This window comes from Bradyrhizobium sp. 2TAF36 (assembly GCF_052114925.1).
Classification (GTDB): Bacteria; Pseudomonadota; Alphaproteobacteria; order Rhizobiales; family Xanthobacteraceae; genus Bradyrhizobium; species Bradyrhizobium barranii.
The window spans coordinates 1-16271 of the sequence record NZ_JBFRFR010000071.1; the positions used below are offsets into that span (position 1 = coordinate 1).

Annotated in this window: 16 protein-coding genes and 3 pseudogenes; 11 read left to right on the forward strand and 8 right to left on the reverse strand. The window is 58.7% G+C overall.

The window, feature by feature from the left end:
* Together AB4Z51_RS33255 and AB4Z51_RS33260 are read right to left on the reverse strand one after the other, a co-directional pair.
* Positions 1-535, reverse strand: a 535-nt coding sequence (locus AB4Z51_RS33255; protein WP_441498806.1) for a nitrilase-related carbon-nitrogen hydrolase, incomplete at its 3' end; no start/stop codon positions are given.
* Positions 536-1170: 635 nt separating this feature from the next.
* A complete protein-coding gene (locus AB4Z51_RS33260; RefSeq protein ID WP_135216192.1) occupies positions 1171-1521 on the reverse strand; it encodes a hypothetical protein in 351 nt (116 codons plus the stop codon).
* A gap of 382 nt (positions 1522-1903) precedes the next feature.
* Here AB4Z51_RS33260 and AB4Z51_RS33265 point away from each other — a divergent pair, with 382 nt between their 5' ends.
* Entirely contained in the window at positions 1904-3313 is a 1410-nt protein-coding gene (locus AB4Z51_RS33265; RefSeq protein ID WP_441498807.1) for a patatin-like phospholipase family protein, read from the forward strand.
* A 49-nt stretch (positions 3314-3362) separates the two neighbouring features.
* Here the strand turns inward: AB4Z51_RS33265 and AB4Z51_RS33270 are convergent, their stop codons facing one another.
* The 5 genes and pseudogenes from AB4Z51_RS33270 to ku all read right to left on the reverse strand — a co-directional run.
* Positions 3363-5813: an AAA family ATPase gene (locus tag AB4Z51_RS33270; protein ID WP_441498808.1), complete on the reverse strand. Its 2451-nt coding sequence runs from the start codon at positions 5811-5813 to the stop codon at positions 3363-3365.
* Positions 5814-6025: 212 nt separating this feature from the next.
* Positions 6026-6916, reverse strand: a pseudogene (locus AB4Z51_RS33275) (adenylate/guanylate cyclase domain-containing protein); the annotation flags it as partial.
* Between the two features lie 282 nt (positions 6917-7198).
* Positions 7199-7597: a response regulator gene (locus AB4Z51_RS33280; RefSeq protein WP_135216195.1), complete on the reverse strand. Its 399-nt coding sequence runs from the start codon at positions 7595-7597 to the stop codon at positions 7199-7201.
* A gap of 753 nt (positions 7598-8350) precedes the next feature.
* Positions 8351-8653 (reverse strand): annotated as a pseudogene (locus tag AB4Z51_RS33285) (transposase); the annotation flags it as partial.
* Positions 8625-9152, reverse strand: a pseudogene (gene ku / locus AB4Z51_RS33290) (non-homologous end joining protein Ku); the annotation flags it as partial. The pseudogenes AB4Z51_RS33285 and ku, both read right to left, overlap by 29 nt.
* Before the next feature lie 230 nt (positions 9153-9382).
* Between ku and AB4Z51_RS33295 the strand changes: the two are divergent.
* Entirely contained in the window at positions 9383-10279 is an 897-nt protein-coding gene (locus AB4Z51_RS33295) for a 3'-5' exonuclease (protein WP_441498826.1), read from the forward strand.
* 38 nt (positions 10280-10317) lie between these two features.
* Here AB4Z51_RS33295 and AB4Z51_RS33300 read toward each other — a convergent pair whose 3' ends face one another.
* On the reverse strand, positions 10318-10512 hold the full coding sequence (locus AB4Z51_RS33300; RefSeq protein WP_441498809.1) for a DUF3606 domain-containing protein: 195 nt from the start codon (positions 10510-10512) through the stop codon (positions 10318-10320).
* Between the two features lie 108 nt (positions 10513-10620).
* Between AB4Z51_RS33300 and ligD the strand changes: the two genes are divergently transcribed.
* From ligD to AB4Z51_RS33345, 9 genes are all read left to right on the forward strand, one after another.
* Positions 10621-11544 carry a non-homologous end-joining DNA ligase gene (gene ligD, locus AB4Z51_RS33305; RefSeq protein ID WP_441498810.1) on the forward strand — a complete coding sequence of 308 codons (924 nt, stop codon included), beginning with the start codon at positions 10621-10623 and terminating at the stop codon, positions 11542-11544.
* A 171-nt stretch (positions 11545-11715) separates the two neighbouring features.
* Positions 11716-12150 carry an ion channel gene (locus AB4Z51_RS33310; RefSeq protein WP_441498811.1) on the forward strand — a complete coding sequence of 145 codons (435 nt, stop codon included), beginning with the start codon at positions 11716-11718 and terminating at the stop codon, positions 12148-12150.
* A gap of 176 nt (positions 12151-12326) precedes the next feature.
* Positions 12327-13208 (forward strand): dienelactone hydrolase family protein, encoded by an 882-nt coding sequence (locus AB4Z51_RS33315; protein WP_441498812.1) that lies wholly within the window; start codon positions 12327-12329, stop codon positions 13206-13208.
* A gap of 74 nt (positions 13209-13282) precedes the next feature.
* Positions 13283-13999: a hypothetical protein gene (locus AB4Z51_RS33320; RefSeq protein WP_441498813.1), complete on the forward strand. Its 717-nt coding sequence runs from the start codon at positions 13283-13285 to the stop codon at positions 13997-13999.
* 7 nt (positions 14000-14006) lie between these two features.
* Complete coding sequence (locus AB4Z51_RS33325; RefSeq protein ID WP_441498814.1) at positions 14007-14195, forward strand: hypothetical protein; 189 nt, start codon at positions 14007-14009, stop codon at positions 14193-14195.
* A 90-nt stretch (positions 14196-14285) separates the two neighbouring features.
* Complete coding sequence (locus tag AB4Z51_RS33330) at positions 14286-14510, forward strand: hypothetical protein (RefSeq protein WP_441498815.1); 225 nt, start codon at positions 14286-14288, stop codon at positions 14508-14510.
* Between the two features lie 128 nt (positions 14511-14638).
* A complete protein-coding gene (locus AB4Z51_RS33335; protein WP_441498816.1) occupies positions 14639-14989 on the forward strand; it encodes a helix-turn-helix domain-containing protein in 351 nt (116 codons plus the stop codon).
* Positions 14990-15106: 117 nt separating this feature from the next.
* Positions 15107-15472: a DUF4118 domain-containing protein gene (locus tag AB4Z51_RS33340; RefSeq protein ID WP_441498817.1), complete on the forward strand. Its 366-nt coding sequence runs from the start codon at positions 15107-15109 to the stop codon at positions 15470-15472.
* A complete protein-coding gene (locus AB4Z51_RS33345) occupies positions 15472-16185 on the forward strand; it encodes a sensor histidine kinase (protein WP_441498818.1) in 714 nt (237 codons plus the stop codon). The genes AB4Z51_RS33340 and AB4Z51_RS33345 overlap by 1 nt, the downstream gene beginning before the upstream one ends.
* Positions 16186-16271: the final 86 nt, after the last annotated feature.

Consider the following 16271-nt stretch of genomic DNA (forward strand, 5'->3'; position numbering starts at 1 on the left):
GACCGAAGACATCTGGCCACGCATAGTGGTCGAGATCATATTTTCGCATAGTGGTCGAGATCATATTTTCCGCGAGCAATGATACGGCGACCCAATTCGGCAATTGCAATGTCTCGCCGGCAAAATGTGGTTCGACCAGCACATCCCCAAGTGGACCCACGATGCAGGATCCGCGGCGAATGAGCACAGTTCGCGCATGGATGGGCGCATAATTAGGCGGCCATCGCCGCGCGTCACGCTCCAGGCCCGTCGGCATCAGCTTGCGGTGCTTGCCTAGAAGTTTGCCCGACGGGCCGTAAGTTAGGGCTGCGCAATAGAGCGATCCGCCATCTCGCTCGATAATGCCCACGACGAGATGCACGGAATTGTCACGGGCGACCTCGCCGAGGCGTGCTGGGTCGGATCTTGGCAAGTCGATTGCGCTTTCATCGTAGCGGCGAAACTCCTCCGGGCCCTCAGGACCACGCTTCCCCAAGCGCGCGCCAAAATCTATCCCCCTCGGATAACCGCCGACGAAGGCCTCTGGATCAACCACGAGATCGGCTCCCTTTCCGGGCGGCGTGGCGTGTGAGTTCGGCAAGCCTTGCGATCGTCTTAGGCGTCTCGAACAGGACCGCCGCGGGTTTCCACGGAGCTGCTATTGGACTCCGGCCCTGGACTTGCTTCAGGACAGAGTTACTCAGCTTTGGCAAATCCCAGCCCTCGCCGGTGCCGCGCCGCAAGCCCATCTAGCGTACCGCTTCTAGTTGGCTCCTTCTCGAGGGTCTTTCGAGATCGCATGATCCAGTGCCCCGACTTCATTAGGACAGCGCTCTGGACGTTTCTCGCGACATCGGCGAGCTCAGAGTTCAAAATTCCATAAGTCTTACGAGGCACCCATCCGCTCTCAATTCTAATGACAGTTATCTCTTGCTAGACGTGGACAGCCACAATCTAGACCCATGTTTTCAATTGCAGATGCGGGTGAAAGTGGGGGCCGCCGGCGTCCGATGGCGGATTGACTTAGAACCATCTGGCACCCCTCCCCGGTCAGCCAAGTGACTCTATTGACGGCAGGCGCCGTCGAACTTCGGAAACACGACCAACGTATTCAATTGGCGCGCGCACACTCGGGGGGTGTCTGGGAAATCGCTGGCCTGAATTGGGCCGTTGTCGTTTGCTGCGTTCATCTCAGCGTGACGTGCGGTTGGCCGACTCCGCGGCCCGGAAAAATAATCTGAAAATCTGCGGCCTAACGCGCGTGATGTCGATGTCGCCCTTCGCGATTGCTTTGGTTTGCTCCACGCCGGCGTCAGATTCGACGTAAACCAACTTTGAAATGCCCTCGGCATTTAAAAGGTCGCTCACCACGTACTGCGGAGCGATACAAATGCTCGGCTTCTTCGCAAGGCGGATTGTCGTGGTCTCTGGCGGGGGATTGGACTCTTCGGCCCTCAGCCGCGCCGCGACGCTCCCAAACACGGCAGCAGAAGCGGCGCACGCCCCAGCCACCAGCTGAAGAAAATGACTGCTATGGGCCAAAATGCGAAGAACTCAACGTGAGCAAATTTAGTCTGCAATGTCCCACGGAGCGGACCTCATTGAAACGTGCCGTCACTTCGCTGATGGGCCAATAACGGAAGTCACGAATGGACTCACTTACTCCATACTACCGTCAGCAATTAATATCTAACGCGAACTGGTCCACAAATGGACGAGAGGGTCAAACGTAACCGCTCGCGATACGCAAGCCCGGGCTCTTAGCGCCTGTGCGCTAGTGCGATGCGCAGGTCCGAGAAAGCGTCGAATATCGACGTCAACCGCGCTTTCCAATGATCCCAAAAACGATTAATCTCTTTCCCTTCACGCAATTCAGAAAGTCGATCGGAGAATAAGCCACACGATAAATTAGATGGAGGAACCAATGGTGAAGAGAGCGATTACGCTCGGCGGCGGCGGACCGGCAGCAGGGCTACACATCGGGGTTCTGAAAGCACTTGCAGAGGACGGCAAGACGTTCGACGATGAGTCTGATGTGTGGGCGTTGTCTTGCATCGGCGCCTGGGTTGGCATCGTCCACAATCAATTCAATGAAGAAACCCTCAAAAAAGAAAACAAAAGCAGAGCCGAACTGACCTATGAATTCTTCAGGGACGGCGTATTTCGGGACGATGAAGGCTATGAGCGTTTCCCCATAAACACCGTATTCGGGGCGGATTGGAACGCCAACATCAAGGCCTTCCAGGACTTCGTCACCGATCCCAAAAGTTACAGTGATTTCCGATGGCAACCGTACAAGATGATGGAACAGATCCAGGGCACCATATCCGCTTGGTTCAACCATCTGCCTCGTAGTGAACAACCCTTCAAGGAATGGCGCGAAGGAGACATCAACAACTGGATACTCAATAAAGTGCTCGCACCTAATCCATTTGTCCGATACCTCACCTCCCTGATGTACTTGTCCAAGGTCAACGGCCTATCCAGGATCAACTATCCGGATAGCGAGTTTATGAAGAGCATAAACTTCGACGAGCTAAAAACGGACAGAATGCCACACATCTATCACAACGCCTGGAATCTCGACGAACAGAAGCTGGCGTTGTTTTCCAATCGTCGGATGAAGGAGGACGAGAAAAAGCAGTACAAGGGAGCTATCGACTCACGCAGCCTGTGTGCGTGTTCGTCTCTTCCCTTCGTCGAAGGGACGGTTGAGATCGACCAAGTTACATATTGCGAAGGGGCGTTAGTCGATACTGTGAACTTCGATAGCTTGCTCGAGGAGCACCCCGATTTGAAAGAAATCTGGGTGAGCCGGATCGTCGATGCGAAGCAAATCCGCAAGCCGGAAAATCTTCACGATGCACTAGCAAATCTCTGCCAATTGTTTGCGGCAACGGTCGGCGAGGATGACGTCAAGCTTTTCAAATATCACGTCAAAGAGGCGCACACGCTCGACAGAGCAGCCGAAGCCGGGATACTCGAGAAAGCAGTCGAGTGCGGGATGCTCGACAAACCAGCCGTGGAGGGAAAGAACTGGAAAAAGCCTTGGAGAGGCGTAGTCGTCGAGATTCACGTGCCGGGACACATCAATTTCAAATGGAATCACAGCAATCTCGAAAATTCGATAATGCTGGGATACGCCGCCGCCAAACAAGCAATCGACGCATTTAACAAAGCGGAAATCGAAATCAAGGCGAATAGTAGAGACGGCAAGCTGCTCAAGCCCATTTTCATAAACGAGAATCCACAGGACGACGCGAATTGGTTAGATCTGCGAGATCGTACTTATGCGGGTCTAAAGAAGGCGGCTAGTGGCGCCAAGCCAAAGTAGGCAGATCGCGTTGTGGATTTAGATCTGGGCATGCGTTGTCCCGGTTTGATTACCGCAGCACATCGAGAAGCGCTTTTGCCTCCTTTAGATCATGCGTCTCGAAGCCTTCGGTGAAGTTGGCATAAATCGGCGCGAGGAAATTCAGCGCTTCCTCGCGTTTACCCCGATCGATCCACAGCGCGGCAAGGTCCATTGCGGCTCGAAGTTCAAGCGTCTTGGCGTGTTGGCATCTTGCCGTATTTAATGCCTGCTCGAGCAGTGCCTGCGCTTYGGCTTCGACGTCTGGTCCGCCGCGGACGACCAGCACCCGTGCCTTCAGCCGATACAATTCGGCCTCCAAAATTCGTTCGCTGTTTCGGCTCGTTGTTGCGAGGCCGTGCTCGATCAAATCCAGCGCCGCCTCGTAGTCGTGACCAATCAACAATGGCGGACACAAAAGCACGTAGAGCGCGGTGATGGCCAGCTGATAACCTGCACTACGATATTCGTCCAACGCGGCACGGATCTCCCCGAGTGCGCTGGGTGAAGGTTCGAGCGACGCCACGCATATGCCCCGAATAGCGCGCGCCAAGCGCCATTGCCGGAATCCATGCTCCTCCGACAGGGCGATACAGCGTTCGGCATGAACTTGCGCAGTCAGGAACTCGCCGCGAAGGGCGTGAAGAATGCATGCATAGTAACAAGCATACGCCTGCGAATGCGGATGACTGATGGCGTCGGCGCGCTGAATGGCGACGTTCACTCGCGTGAGTGCCGTATCAGCGTAGCCGAGCAGCCAGAGCGCCCACGACATCAACGCCAGGTCAGCCACGCCGGCATCCTGGCCTGCCACACGTGCCGCCAGCCTATCCTCCTCGCTGCTCGCCTCGAACGCTTCGTAGGCCCGTTCGATCGCTTCATGGGCACCGGTGAGACGTCCCATGAAAAGGCGGATCATCGCCTGCCCCCGCATCGCGTTGAGCAACGTCGGTCGATCGTCGCGCGCTTCGGCGAGTTGGAGCAGGGCGGCGATCGTTTCCTCAGCCACCGGCAACTCACCGCGCATTACGCTCGCGGTGGTCAACCAGAACATCACCTGGAGTTGCTCAGGGGGGTCTCCAAGGCGCTCGCACAGCTCACGCGCGCGGGCAAAGGTTGCCATCGTCTTGTTCGAGGCTGGTCCTTGGGTAGCGATCAGGCAAGGCCCGAGAGCGAATTGGAAGTCAAGTTCCAACCTGTCCTTTCGCGCGCCCTCGGGCAGATGCCCCGAGGCCTCGATGCCTCGTTGCAGGTGCGCGATGGCCTCAAGGTTGGCCGATCGCATGGCGGCTTTCTTGCCGGCGCGCAGCCAATATGCCTCCGCCTTTTGGAACAGCCCGGCCTCAGTCAGATGGTGCGCGAGAGTTTCGGGGTGAGGCTCCACAATTTCCGGGAACCGTTGCTCGAAGGCGTGTGCGATCGTGGCATGCAGCGCTGCGCGTCGGCTCTTCAGCAGTCCCGAGTACGCAGCATCTCGCACAAGCGCGTGCTTGAAGGTATAGACCGCCTGGGGTATCTCGCCCCGGCAGAATATCAGCTCCGACCGAACCAACTGGGCAAGCGCCTCCTCAAGTCTCTCTTTTGGCAACCCGGCTACGGTGCTCAGCAGTTCGTAGGAGAACTCGCGACCCACCACAGCGCCGATCTGAGCCACCTCCCTCACCGGAGCCAATCGATCGAGCCTCGCCATCAGCGATGCGTGCAAACTCGTCGGAATCGCCATTGGGGGCAGAGGACGGTTGAGGACGTAGTGATCGCCCTGCTGATGCAATAGCCCCGTTTCGAGCACAGTCTTGGTCAATTCCTCCACGAATAGGGGCACGCCATCGGTGCGGGCGAGGATCTGGTCCATTACCTCTTCCGGGAGCGTCTTGCCGGCGGTGACGCGCTCGATTAACGCCGCCCCGTTGCGTCGGTTCAGCCGCGTGAGCGAGATCGTCGTCACATGCGCATGACCTGGCCAGGGCGGCGTGAACTCTGGCCTCGCGGTGATGAGCAGCAGCACCCGAAGCCGCGGTATCTGTTCTAAGGTCATCGTGAGCAGCTCCAGCGACGTCGGATCTGCCCAATGGACATCCTCCACAACGACGAACACGGGCTGTCGCGCCGCCAAGCGATTGAGCTGAGTCAAAAACGCCGCCAATGTCATCTCCTTGCGCTTCTGCGGGCTCAGCTCTGGTATGCGGTAGCGCTCACTGGGGGGTAGCGACAGAAGGTTAGCCAAAGGTAGCAACACGCGGTCGGCATCAGCCCGCACGAGCAGAGCCTCGAGCTTAGCAAACTTCTCTGCGGGCGGGTCGCCCCGCTCGAACCGGGCAGCGCGTTCGAGCTGGCGGGTGAAAGGATACAGCGCACTGTTGGTGTGGTGCGCCGAGCAGAACTGGCGCACCGTGATATGCGGTTCGGCCTGGAGCCGCTCGTCAAGCGCCAGCGCAATGTGCGACTTGCCGATACCGGCTCTCCGATGAGCATCACCGCGCAACCTTCGCCACGCCTGGCGTGCTGCCAGCGACGCAACAGTATCTCGATTTCCTCGTCACGCCCAATTGGCGGCGCTAATCGGGTTTTGTGCTGTGCCTCGAAGCGGCTTTCCACCTCGGTTGTTCCCAGGACCTGCCAGGCTGGTATTGGATCCGCCCATCCTTTAAGCGCGACAGGGCCGAGATTGCGGAATTCGAAATGCCCATCAGTGAGCCGGTGCGTACTTTCGGAAATCAGCACGGTGCCGGGATTGGCGAAGGTCTGCAGGCGCGCAGCCAAGTTCGGCGTCTCGCCAATGACCGCCTGCTCTTGAGCTGAACCTTCGCCGGTCAAATCGCCCACGACCACCATACCGGTAGCGATACCAACGCGAACCTGCAGCTCGGTGGCGGGGTCTGTCCGGAGGCTAGCCACGGCATCGACCAGCGCCAGCCCGGCGCGTGTCGCCTGTTCAGCATCATCCTCGTGCGCCTGGGGATAGCCGAAATAGGCGAGCACGCCATCTCCCATGTACCGCGCGATAACGCCCTCATTCCGGGCAACAACCTCTGCGATGCAGCGGTGATAGGTGCCCATTACGGCCCGCAGGTCCTCCAGATCAAGGCGGGCCGAAAGTGCGGACGAGCCGACCARATCGCAAAACATGACTGTAAGCTGACGCCGCCCGGCGTGGTCTGCCGACGCCAGCTTCGCGCCCACTTGAGGCGTTCGCGGGACCTCTCCCTGAAGTGCTACGATCGCGCGCAGCATCTTGCGGCGATGGCCAAGCAGGACGCCCAAGTCCTTTAGATCCTGCTCCGTGAGATCTCGAACGACCGAGAGATCGATGGCGTTTTCGCGGAATCGCTCGGCGTACTCGCCCAAACCGATCGATGCTAGCCACTCTGCAATACCGGTCATGGTATACCTATGGCTTATACAATGAGAATAGCACATTAAAGAGAGGCTTGCGAAGGCACATCTGCCGACCGAAGCGCCGATCGCCGGACTTCTTGCCCAATGTAACGCTGTGGCCCAGCCGAGAAGTGAACGCCGCCAAGCGCGATATCTGTTAGGGGTCGATTGGGTTGCAAAAGTCTTTTTGGAGGTCGAACAAAAAGTCATAGAGCCGCTGATGCATTTTGCGCGCGGCGATGTGAGGGACCATATCGATTGAACCAAAATCGATCACGGATGTCCGTAATCGCACCGACAGCCAATGCGGCAGCGGCGAGGTCTTAAGATTAACTTTCGCGAGATTCTTGTGGTTGTTCGACTTTCGACTTTTGCAACAATATCGGTCAAAAGCGGCGGTCGGGGCGGTCCGGACCCGCGTCCGGTCAGCGGCCAATTGCAGACATCCAAATCGGCCCAGCTTGATTCAGCTAAGGGCCAAAAGGCGACATCCTACGGCGCGTTGCCGGTCGGCGTGCCAGCATTCAACAGTTGGGAAACGGCGGTCACAAGCTGAGCAGGCGCGAACGGTTTTGTGAGAAGCACGCTATTCGGCACGCCCTTAGATGACCACTCTTCGGCTGCTTTGCCCGTCATATAGATTATTGGTAGCGCGGGATCGATCTCCCGCGCCACGCGGGCAACGTCCCATCCCTCCATTTTGCCGGACAGATGGATGTCGCTGACAACTGCGAGAAACTTCTTGTGATTTAGGGCGGCTACCGCTTCCTCGCCTGATGCAAAAATGCTGACTTCAAACCCGCCTTCCCTCAGTGCTTCCTCGACCATGCTTTGAATTAACTGATCGTCCTCAACGAGCAATATCGTCGGAAGTGTCTGCACTTGTTCCACTGCATTTCCACCCCTGCCTAATCGTCAAGCAATATTGACGTCGGAGTGAGAAGTCCGTCGAACGGAAAGTGTTCCGCATAAATGTTTAAAAGTTAACACTGGTGGAATTTGCCTCGCCGCCTTCCATAACAGGAGCAACGCAGCAGGGAGCGACGGGCACAAAGAAGATGACGCGGCCAAGTTAGCTACCCAGATCTTCAATCCGGCTTGCGCGTATACGGGTGCCCAACCTGGAGGCGGTTGTAGTTGAATGGCAGACTGCCATAATTTGCCGAGTGTCGGTCCATCTTTGGACAGTCGTAGAAAACACAGCAGTGGGGGTGGGAATGGTCCGAACCGGGGCTCTTAAAGCTTCGACAATTTGGTCCGCAGAGGACGAGGAAAAGCTTTTGCTGATGCGGGAGAGCGGATCGGCGTTCAGCGACATTGCAGCAGCCCTCGGCCGTAGCCAAGCATCGGTCGAAGCTCGCTATTCCATCTTAAAGAAGCAAAACAAACTGCAAAGCTGAGCCGCACGGGAGTTGGCGTCTGGCTTTTTGCCCTGTCTCTCCAGAACCACTGAGGTCAGCTTCGGGTCTTGGTCGTGTAAAAACGCTATTGCATGACGGGACCGGCGCGGTCGAACTCAGGCTACCGCAGTCCGATCAATTTGGGCAAGTTTTACGGCCGCTCGACCAGAACTCATCCTGAGGCAATGTCGGGGCTCTTTTTTACGCGCCCCATGAACCGCAACGGCGCGCGCCAGCGCCCGTATCACGCCCTCACCGCCGCCAGCAGCGGTTTCATCCCGACGATGTTCAGCACGCGTGTCAGATTGTAGCCGAGCACGCACAGCGCCATCTCGGTCGCAACTTTCGGCAGCGTCACGCACAAGAAGTGCGTCGCGCCCATGCGCATCTTCAGTGTGCCGAACGGATGCTCGACGGTCTCGCGGCGTGTGCGCATGGCGTTTGGATTCTTGTCGAGCCGCGCCTGAGCGCGTTCGAGAACGTCCTCGTGCACCCATCGCTTGATACGGCGTTGTGGGCTCGGCGTGCACTTCGATTTGAGTGGACAGGTTCGTCCCCATCAGGCCCTTGTCSAGCGGCTCSAGCGCGATGATGTGCTCGCGRTTGGTCAGCACGACCCGYCCGATCGCGACCTTGTCCATCTCSCGGATSGTYTCSCGGATCACCGCRAAGGCATCRTGGCCGACCTTGCCGTCMGGWCKSAGRTAGTAGGGGCGGATCAGGTAGCGCGGATCGATGTCRGYCYTGTCGACGAACTCGTCGATYTCGATGGTSCGGGTSGATTCCAGRGCGACGTTYTCGAGCTCYTCCTTTGTAACCTCGATGAAGGTGTCGGTGTCCACCTTGTACCCCTTCACGATGTCCTCGTTGGGAACCTCGTCGCCAGTGTCGGCGTCGACCTTGAGGTACTTGATGCGGTGGCCCGTCTGCCGGTTCAACTGGTTGAAGCTGATCTTCTCGGACTCCGACGTCGCGGGGTACAGCGCCACCGGGCACGTGACGAGCGACAGGCGCAGGAAGCCTTTCCAATTGGCGCGGGGGGCCATGAACGCGGTACTCCAGGTGAGGGTGTTGGATTCAAGACGAACGGCCCGCCTAGGTTCCGACAGATCCGGTGGGAGAATCTGGACCCGCGGCATCCGAAGTAGCAGACCAAGGCCGCTCAACCCGGCCCATACCTTCGAAAAGGCCGTGAATCGCCCGAAATTCGGGTACCTCGTGGAGCTTTTGTGTGCGAGATACCGAAGGAGCGATCGAACCCAACCCTCCTGACGCGATGCTATCGACCTCGATTGATCTGGCGGCCATGGCCGAGGCACTGAGCCGATCGGCCGATTTCCGGGTGCTGCGCCGACTGGTGCCGCGTATCCCGGCGTCCCCGGCAGCCGGGCAAGAGACCAAAACCGGCGTCCTGCTCGACACCGAGACGACCGGCCTCGATCACGCCAAGGACGAGATCATCGAGCTCGGGATGGTCAAGTTCGACTACACGGCGGACGGCCGCATCGTCGGCGTCAGAGGTACGTTATCCGCCTTCAATGCGCCTAGCGGGCCCATTTCGGCGGAGGTTACGGCACTCACGGGCATTACCGACGAGATGGTGGCCGGTCACAGATTCGACGAGGCGGCCATCACGGCTTTCGTCGAAGACGCAGTCATCGTCATAGCCCACAACAGCGGCTTCGACAGGAAGTTTGCCGAGCGCTACTGGCCCGTGTTCGAGCACAAGGCCTGGGGCTGCAGCATGAGCGAGATCGACTGGCGCAAACACGGCTTCGCGGGAGCGCAACTCGGTTATCTGCTGAACGGTGCCGGCTTCTTCCACCAGGCCCACCGGGCTGTCGACGACTGCCACGCTCTGCTGGAGGTGCTCGCTTTCGAATTGCCGACGACCGGAGGACCGGCGCTCGCTCTCCTGCTCGATACGGCACGCAGGAAGACGGTCCGGATCTGGGCGGTGCAGTCGCCGTTCGAGTTGAAGGATTCGTTGAAACGGCGAGGTTATCGCTGGAGCGACGGCACGGATGGCCGCCCCAAGTCGTGGTACGTCGACGTCGGCGAGTCCGCTGTCGACGACGAGCTCGCGTTCCTGAAAGCGGAGATCTATCTGCGCGACGTCGAGCCGCGTCTGCAGACGCTAACCGCCTTCACCCGATTTTCCTGCAGGGTCTGAGAAGGCGGTCGTCGCGCTTGTTGTAGCCGATCGCGGGTTTACCGCCCGAGTCGCTTCTCGACCCGCTTGCGGGYGTTGCCGACCTTCTTGACCGCCTTTTTGACGGCGGAGGCCGAGCGGCCGGTCTTCCTGGCTTCGTAACCGACTTCGTGCTTCTGCCCGCCGGCGACGCGGGCACGGTCCTGCTTGCGTCCTGTCGCGGTCTTCTTGGTCGCCTTCTTCGCTGCAGCCATCGCTTTTCTCCTCGAGTTGTTGAGACAGTGCAACGCCGCGAAGGACTCGCCGGTTCCGGAACGATTCCGTCTGTGCCACTTTGAATCAGTGTTGCGTGGAGTTCGTCCGTGGCGTTTCAGCGTAAGAAGCCGGCCGCCGGCCTCGGCGAGAAGGCCCCGTTTCCGGATTTCGTCGAGCCGGCCCTGGCATCCTCGATCGAGAAGGTGCCGTCCGGGTCACGATGGATTCACGAAATCAAGTTCGACGGCTATCGCGTGCAGGTCCATCTTCATAACGAGGCGATCAAGGTCTTCACCCGGCGCGGTCATGACTGGACCCGCCGCTTCAAGAAGGTTGCCGACGACGCCTGGCACATCAAGGCAAGCTCCGCCATCATCGACGGCGAGATCGTCGTGCCGGCTGCCGACGGCACGACCGACTTCTCCGTCCTGCAGAACGAGCTCAGGGGCAGTTCGAGAAGCATCGTTCTGGTCGCCTTCGATCTCCTTTACCTCAAGGGTTGCGACCTGCGGAAGCTGCCGCTCTTCCGGCGCAAGGCCGAACTCAAGAAGATTATCGCCGGCACCGAGATCCAGTTCAGCGAGAGCTTCGAGATCGAAGGCCGCGAGATGTTCGCCCACGCCTGCAAGATCGGGCTAGAGGGCGTGGTCTCGAAGGTCCGCGACAGCGTCTACGCCAGCGGCCGCGGCAACAACTGGGTCAAGAAGACCTGCGCGCAGCGGGAGACCTTGACGATCGCCGGATTCGCGCTCGACGGCACGAAGTGGGACGGCCTCTACGTTGGGCGGAGAAAGGGCGCCGATCTAGTCTACGCCGGCAAGGTCGACCACGGCTTCGACAGGGTCTCGACCGCGGAGCTCCGGAGGCGGCTAGAACCGCTCGTCCGGAAAACCCAGCCCTATGCCAAGCGCATCGCGCACAAGGGCGTCTGGGTCGAGCCGAAACTACTTGCCGAGATCGAGTACCGGGCCAAGTCGGCGGAAGGAAAGGTCCGGCATCCGTTCTTCAAGGGCCTGCGAGACGATCTATAAACATCGTAAAGCGCAGAGTTCGCGTTACACTAATTGCAGACATCGCGCCGGTTGCAGTCGATGACTGCTAATGACCTCCTCAGCGGACATCTCCGAGCTAAGGTAACCCCTCACACTTTCACGCCGACCTCTGCTAGTTTTGGGACCACACCCGAATTCACAGGGATAGTCATGCTGATCCAATTTTTGATAGGCGGGATCGTTAGTATTTGTAATATCACAATTCATGCCTTGGTGATGACCGTGGTGGTGCGCGTAGCGCGAGCCTCCGTTTCGGCAACAAACCATCCATCGCTGCTCCTGATTATCACCATGATCGCAACTGTTTCGGTCCTGATGGCGGCGCATGTTCTGGAGGTGTTTGTTTGGTCACTGGCCTACGCGATTGTCGGTGCAGTGCCTGCTGAAGGAGGCCTCGTGTATTTCGCATTCGTCAGTTACGCCACGCTCGGCTATGGCGACGTTCTACCCGTGGAGCGCTGGCAACTGCTTGGTCCAATGGCGGCGATGAATGGTGCGCTGCTATTTGGATGGTCGACTGCTGTCATTTTTGATGTGCTGCAAAGAACAATGGCGCTTGGTTCTCAGACCGCCGCCACCGAATAAGGGCGGATGTCCCACCCATAACGTTTTTGACGCAAGTGATCGACGCTCGGTCGAAGCGGCACTCTGGGCCAGAGCCGACGAAGCCGGGCTTTCCGAGCCATCATTGATGCAGATCAACAAGCTCCGCCCGAGCCAAAAGACGCTCCGGCGAGCGGCATCTTGTGGAGGGAAGCAAAATGCGTGGTGATTTCTTGCGTATTGTTTCTTTAGTTTTGACGTGCTTAGCGGCGATAACCTCACCAGCCTCGGCAGCAGATCGCCCCGCAGTGCAAGGTGTTCGGGAGGAGATTTGGGCGTTGATAACCCCGCTGCCCATGTTCGCCTACGTAGTGCGACCGGTCGGCGGAGGCCCATATACCCTTCTCGTGATGAACCACGGCATCTCTGGCAACCCACAGCAGCGGCCTTTCTTCCCGGCAATCGAGTACCGCGACGCGGCGCATTGGTTCGCACGGCAGGGTTACTTCGTAGTCTCCCCGGTGAGATACGGTGCCGTGTCAACCGACCAGCCGGATCAAGGCCTATTTGGCCTCTACTTCGCGGACGTTGGGAGTTGTGACAAGCCCAATTTTCGCGGGCCGGGACTGATGATTGCGACCCTCGATCAGTGGGTGATCGACTTCATGCACGAGGAAGCGGCAGTTGCGCCGGGGAAAGCCATCGTGGTTGGTCAATCAGGTGGGGGATGGGGAGCCATCGCCCTGTCCAGCCTGAACCCGTCGTCGGTCCAAGCGATCATCACGTTTGCGGCAGGCCGGGGCGGACGGGTTGATGGTAAGCCGAACAACAATTGCGCGCCCGACAAGCTCGTCGAAGCGACGCGCAATTTCGGCAAGACATCCCGCATTCCAATGCTTTGGATTTACGCGGAGAACGACACATATTTTGGCCCGGACTTGGCGAAACGAATGCACGAGGCGTTTACAGCGGCGGGCGGGAATGCGGAGTTGCGAGTGTTTCCACCGTATGGAAGCGACGGCCACTTCTTCATTGATGCCGCCGAAGCCGTTCCGATATGGTCACCCTTCGTAAGCCGGTTCCTCGACCAGCATCAATGAAGTTATTTCACCCAGTTTCTAGCATCTCGGTGGTCACAACGGCTTGAACCTCGGCGCGATCCTTGGGGGAGTTGGTGAGCCAGCCCGCTTTTGCCGCCTCCACGTCGACACCGCTCCTGAGGCGGGCCGTGACTTGGTGGCTTGTACAGGTGAAACACGCGCTTCCGCCCACGATCTTCTTCTTCATCGGCTTCAATCTGATCCTATGGACCAAACGTCTGATCTTGCAGGAGCACGGCGTCCAGTTCAGTGGCTTCTTCACCGCGATAGTAGCGGCGTTGCTCGTCGGAAAAGCCGTTTTGGTGACCGACAACCTGTCCTTTATGCGCCGCTTCGACGGCGCGCCAATGATCCAGCCCATCTTGTTCAAGAGCGCGATCTACTGGGTGTGCGTACTGATCGCGCGACTGGCCGAGGAGGTCGTCCATTTTGTCGCCGCAGGCGGCGCAATCGCCGCTTTCGGAGACCACTTTGTTAATCACTTTTCGTTGCCGCGCTTTTTGTCAATTCAGCTATGGCTGATGGTCCTATTCCTAGCCTACGTCACGATACACGAACTTAACGAGCTGTTCGGCGACGGTGAACTTTATCGCCTGTTCTTCCGCTGGCGCTCGTCCGAGGCCAAGCTCACCCGCCGTCAGCGCATTCGCCTGCTCACACGTCTCAACCGGCTCACGGAAGCAAATCCAATCGAGGCGTTCAGCGATCGGACATCGCCTGTTCACACGGAGCTAGTCGCCATACTCCACGAACTCGCTTCGCCGCCGGCTGCATCGCCGGCGCGAACTTGACTGCGGCATGATCGGCGGGGACGACGTGACCGACTATGTCGCTCTACCGTTCGTCTTCTCCGACGACGGCGTGGCCGCCGGGGAGCCGCCGGAATGCCTGAACGCGAACGCCGCGTGGTTTGGCGACCAGTTCGGGTCCGTCATCACCTTTCGGTCCGGAATAGCGCCCCAGGGGCAGGTTTCCCGACCCGCTTGAGGACCGGCTCGATCCGATCGCCCCGGCCGCTTGACTCGCCGGGGGCCGACGTCCTCAATTACACCTTTCAGCGTGCTGCGGGATTCCGTCATGGAGCAGGAATTTTATCAAGGCCTCGCGCATCGGGTCCGGACCCTTGCCGAGAAGGCCGAACCGTTCACCAGGCGTCGATTGCTAGACCTTGGATGTCGGGCACTGACCCGTAAGCCGAGGTGGCGGCAGACTGGCGTTGAAAGTTGCCGATCGGGCTTGGCCGAATTCTTTCCAACACCCGCGCGGCAATCCACGGCCATTACACCCCGTTCGCTCTGCTAGTGCGCCCTGAAGCGTTCCATTTGTAGTGAAGTCCCCCGACGGTACGTGCAGGAACCATGAGACCCATTGTCAAAAGCGGTCCGGCCAAGGTCCGAGCGGCGCGACAACGGTTGGTGCTATGTCGTCTGATGATCGACATTATGAGGAATTTGCACGGAGCCTACGCTCCGGCGAGCGAGCCGTTCGGCAACCGGGTGGAGACGTTCTTTATCGGACTGTGCATAGCTCTCGGTCAGTTCGAGCAGAAGCCATTTTCCGTCACGAAGATTGCCAACTACATGCGCGTGCCCAGAACGACCGTCATGCGGAGGTTGGAGCGGCTGCAAAGCTGGGGGCTCGTTCGGCGTCAAGGGCGCCACTACCATGTAGATGATAGCGCGCTCAATTCCCTGTTGGGGCTGCGAAGCTATCAGCACATACGCCGCGTGCTCGACAAAGCCGCCGACGAATTGACCGTTTTGGACACTTTGCCGGATTGACTGTGGCGCGCGAAAACTGAATACCCGTTTGCGCGGGATCCCGCGAGCGTGCTCGCTCGGCCCCTGCTTCCAGACTGCTTCACAATTCAATCCAATTGCGTATCGGGGAACCGGCCGATGCTATTCGCGCGTGCTTTTGACAGACCCAACCTGCTTGGGTGGATTCGTCGTTTTCGATCCAGTCCAGTTCGCGTCTACGGCTCAGCATTCGGGTTGGTTGCCGCGGCAACGCTGGTGAGGCTGGGGCTTCATCAAGAGCTGTCGACCGCGTCCCCGTTCACGGCTTACAGTCTCGCCATACTCTGCATGGCACTTGCCGGCGGTTTCTGCGCTGGCATGGTCACGTTGGCAGCATCCGTGGTGACCGGCTCGATTCTGTTTCTTCCGCCCGCTTTCAGTCTTACGCTCGCCGAGGGGCTGAGTGGCCGCTGCTCATCTTCGCCGTCGTCGGCAGCATCCAGGTCGTCTTGGTTTCGGGATTGATGGCCGCGATCCTTTTGCACGACGAACATCAGCAATTTCTGTTCGGAGAACTGCGTCACAGGTCTCGGAATCTTTTTGCCGTAGTGCAAGGAATCGTTTCCCGGACACTGACTGAGGACCAAACGCTCGCGCAGGCACGGGAGGCGCTGGAAATGCGGCTCGGCTCGCTGGCGCGCACTCACGGGATGCTCGCCGACAACGGCTGGATGAGCGCGCCACTCGATCAAATCGTTTCGGAGGAGCTCACGTGCTTTGCCGATCAAGTTGGCTGTACCGGCTGCAGCCTTCCTCTGAATACTCCCGCGGCCCAAAATTTTGCGCTTATCATCCATGAACTGGCTACAAATGCTGTGAAGCATGGAGCACTGTCGCGACCCGGCGGGCGGATACTGATCAAGGGATCTGTTCAATCCCGCGAGGAACGCGACCTGTTCCGATTCTCTTGGACCGAAAGTGGCGGACCCCCGGTGAACCAACCACAGCGGAGAGGCTTCGGCAGTTCGATTTTGAATGGAATGGCAAAGCGGTTTGCCGAACATGTGGAAGTAAACTATCGACCTGAAGGACTCGCTTACGAACTAGAGGTTCTTCTCGGCTCCGTTCGGGCACCGGTTGCGACGAAATCCGCTCTGCACGGGACGAACTCGGTACCTTGGTCATCGGGTGCCAGTCACGGAGAACAAGCGCGAATGCGTCCGTGCAATGAAACATAGGGCCAGCTTCCGGCTTTGCGAGATCATTCATTGCCCGCTCGCACTTCAACGCTCAATAACGGACTCATTTGCTCATCGTGAGTTCT

Bases quoted from the DNA above. Each gene is read 5' to 3' on its own strand.
- AB4Z51_RS33265 (WP_441498807.1), top strand. From the start codon at position 1,904: ATGGTGAAGAGAGCGATTACGCTCGGCGGCGGCGGACCGGCAGCAGGG.
- AB4Z51_RS33295 (WP_441498826.1), top strand. From the start codon at position 9,383: ATGCTATCGACCTCGATTGATCTGGCGGCCATGGCCGAGGCACTGAGC.
- AB4Z51_RS33310 (WP_441498811.1), top strand. From the start codon at position 11,716: ATGCTGATCCAATTTTTGATAGGCGGGATCGTTAGTATTTGTAATATC.
- AB4Z51_RS33315 (WP_441498812.1), top strand. From the start codon at position 12,327: ATGCGTGGTGATTTCTTGCGTATTGTTTCTTTAGTTTTGACGTGCTTA.
- AB4Z51_RS33325 (WP_441498814.1), top strand. From the start codon at position 14,007: ATGATCGGCGGGGACGACGTGACCGACTATGTCGCTCTACCGTTCGTC.
- AB4Z51_RS33330 (WP_441498815.1), top strand. From the start codon at position 14,286: ATGGAGCAGGAATTTTATCAAGGCCTCGCGCATCGGGTCCGGACCCTT.
- AB4Z51_RS33335 (WP_441498816.1), top strand. From the start codon at position 14,639: ATGATCGACATTATGAGGAATTTGCACGGAGCCTACGCTCCGGCGAGC.
- AB4Z51_RS33340 (WP_441498817.1), top strand. From the start codon at position 15,107: ATGCTATTCGCGCGTGCTTTTGACAGACCCAACCTGCTTGGGTGGATT.
- AB4Z51_RS33345 (WP_441498818.1), top strand. From the start codon at position 15,472: ATGGCCGCGATCCTTTTGCACGACGAACATCAGCAATTTCTGTTCGGA.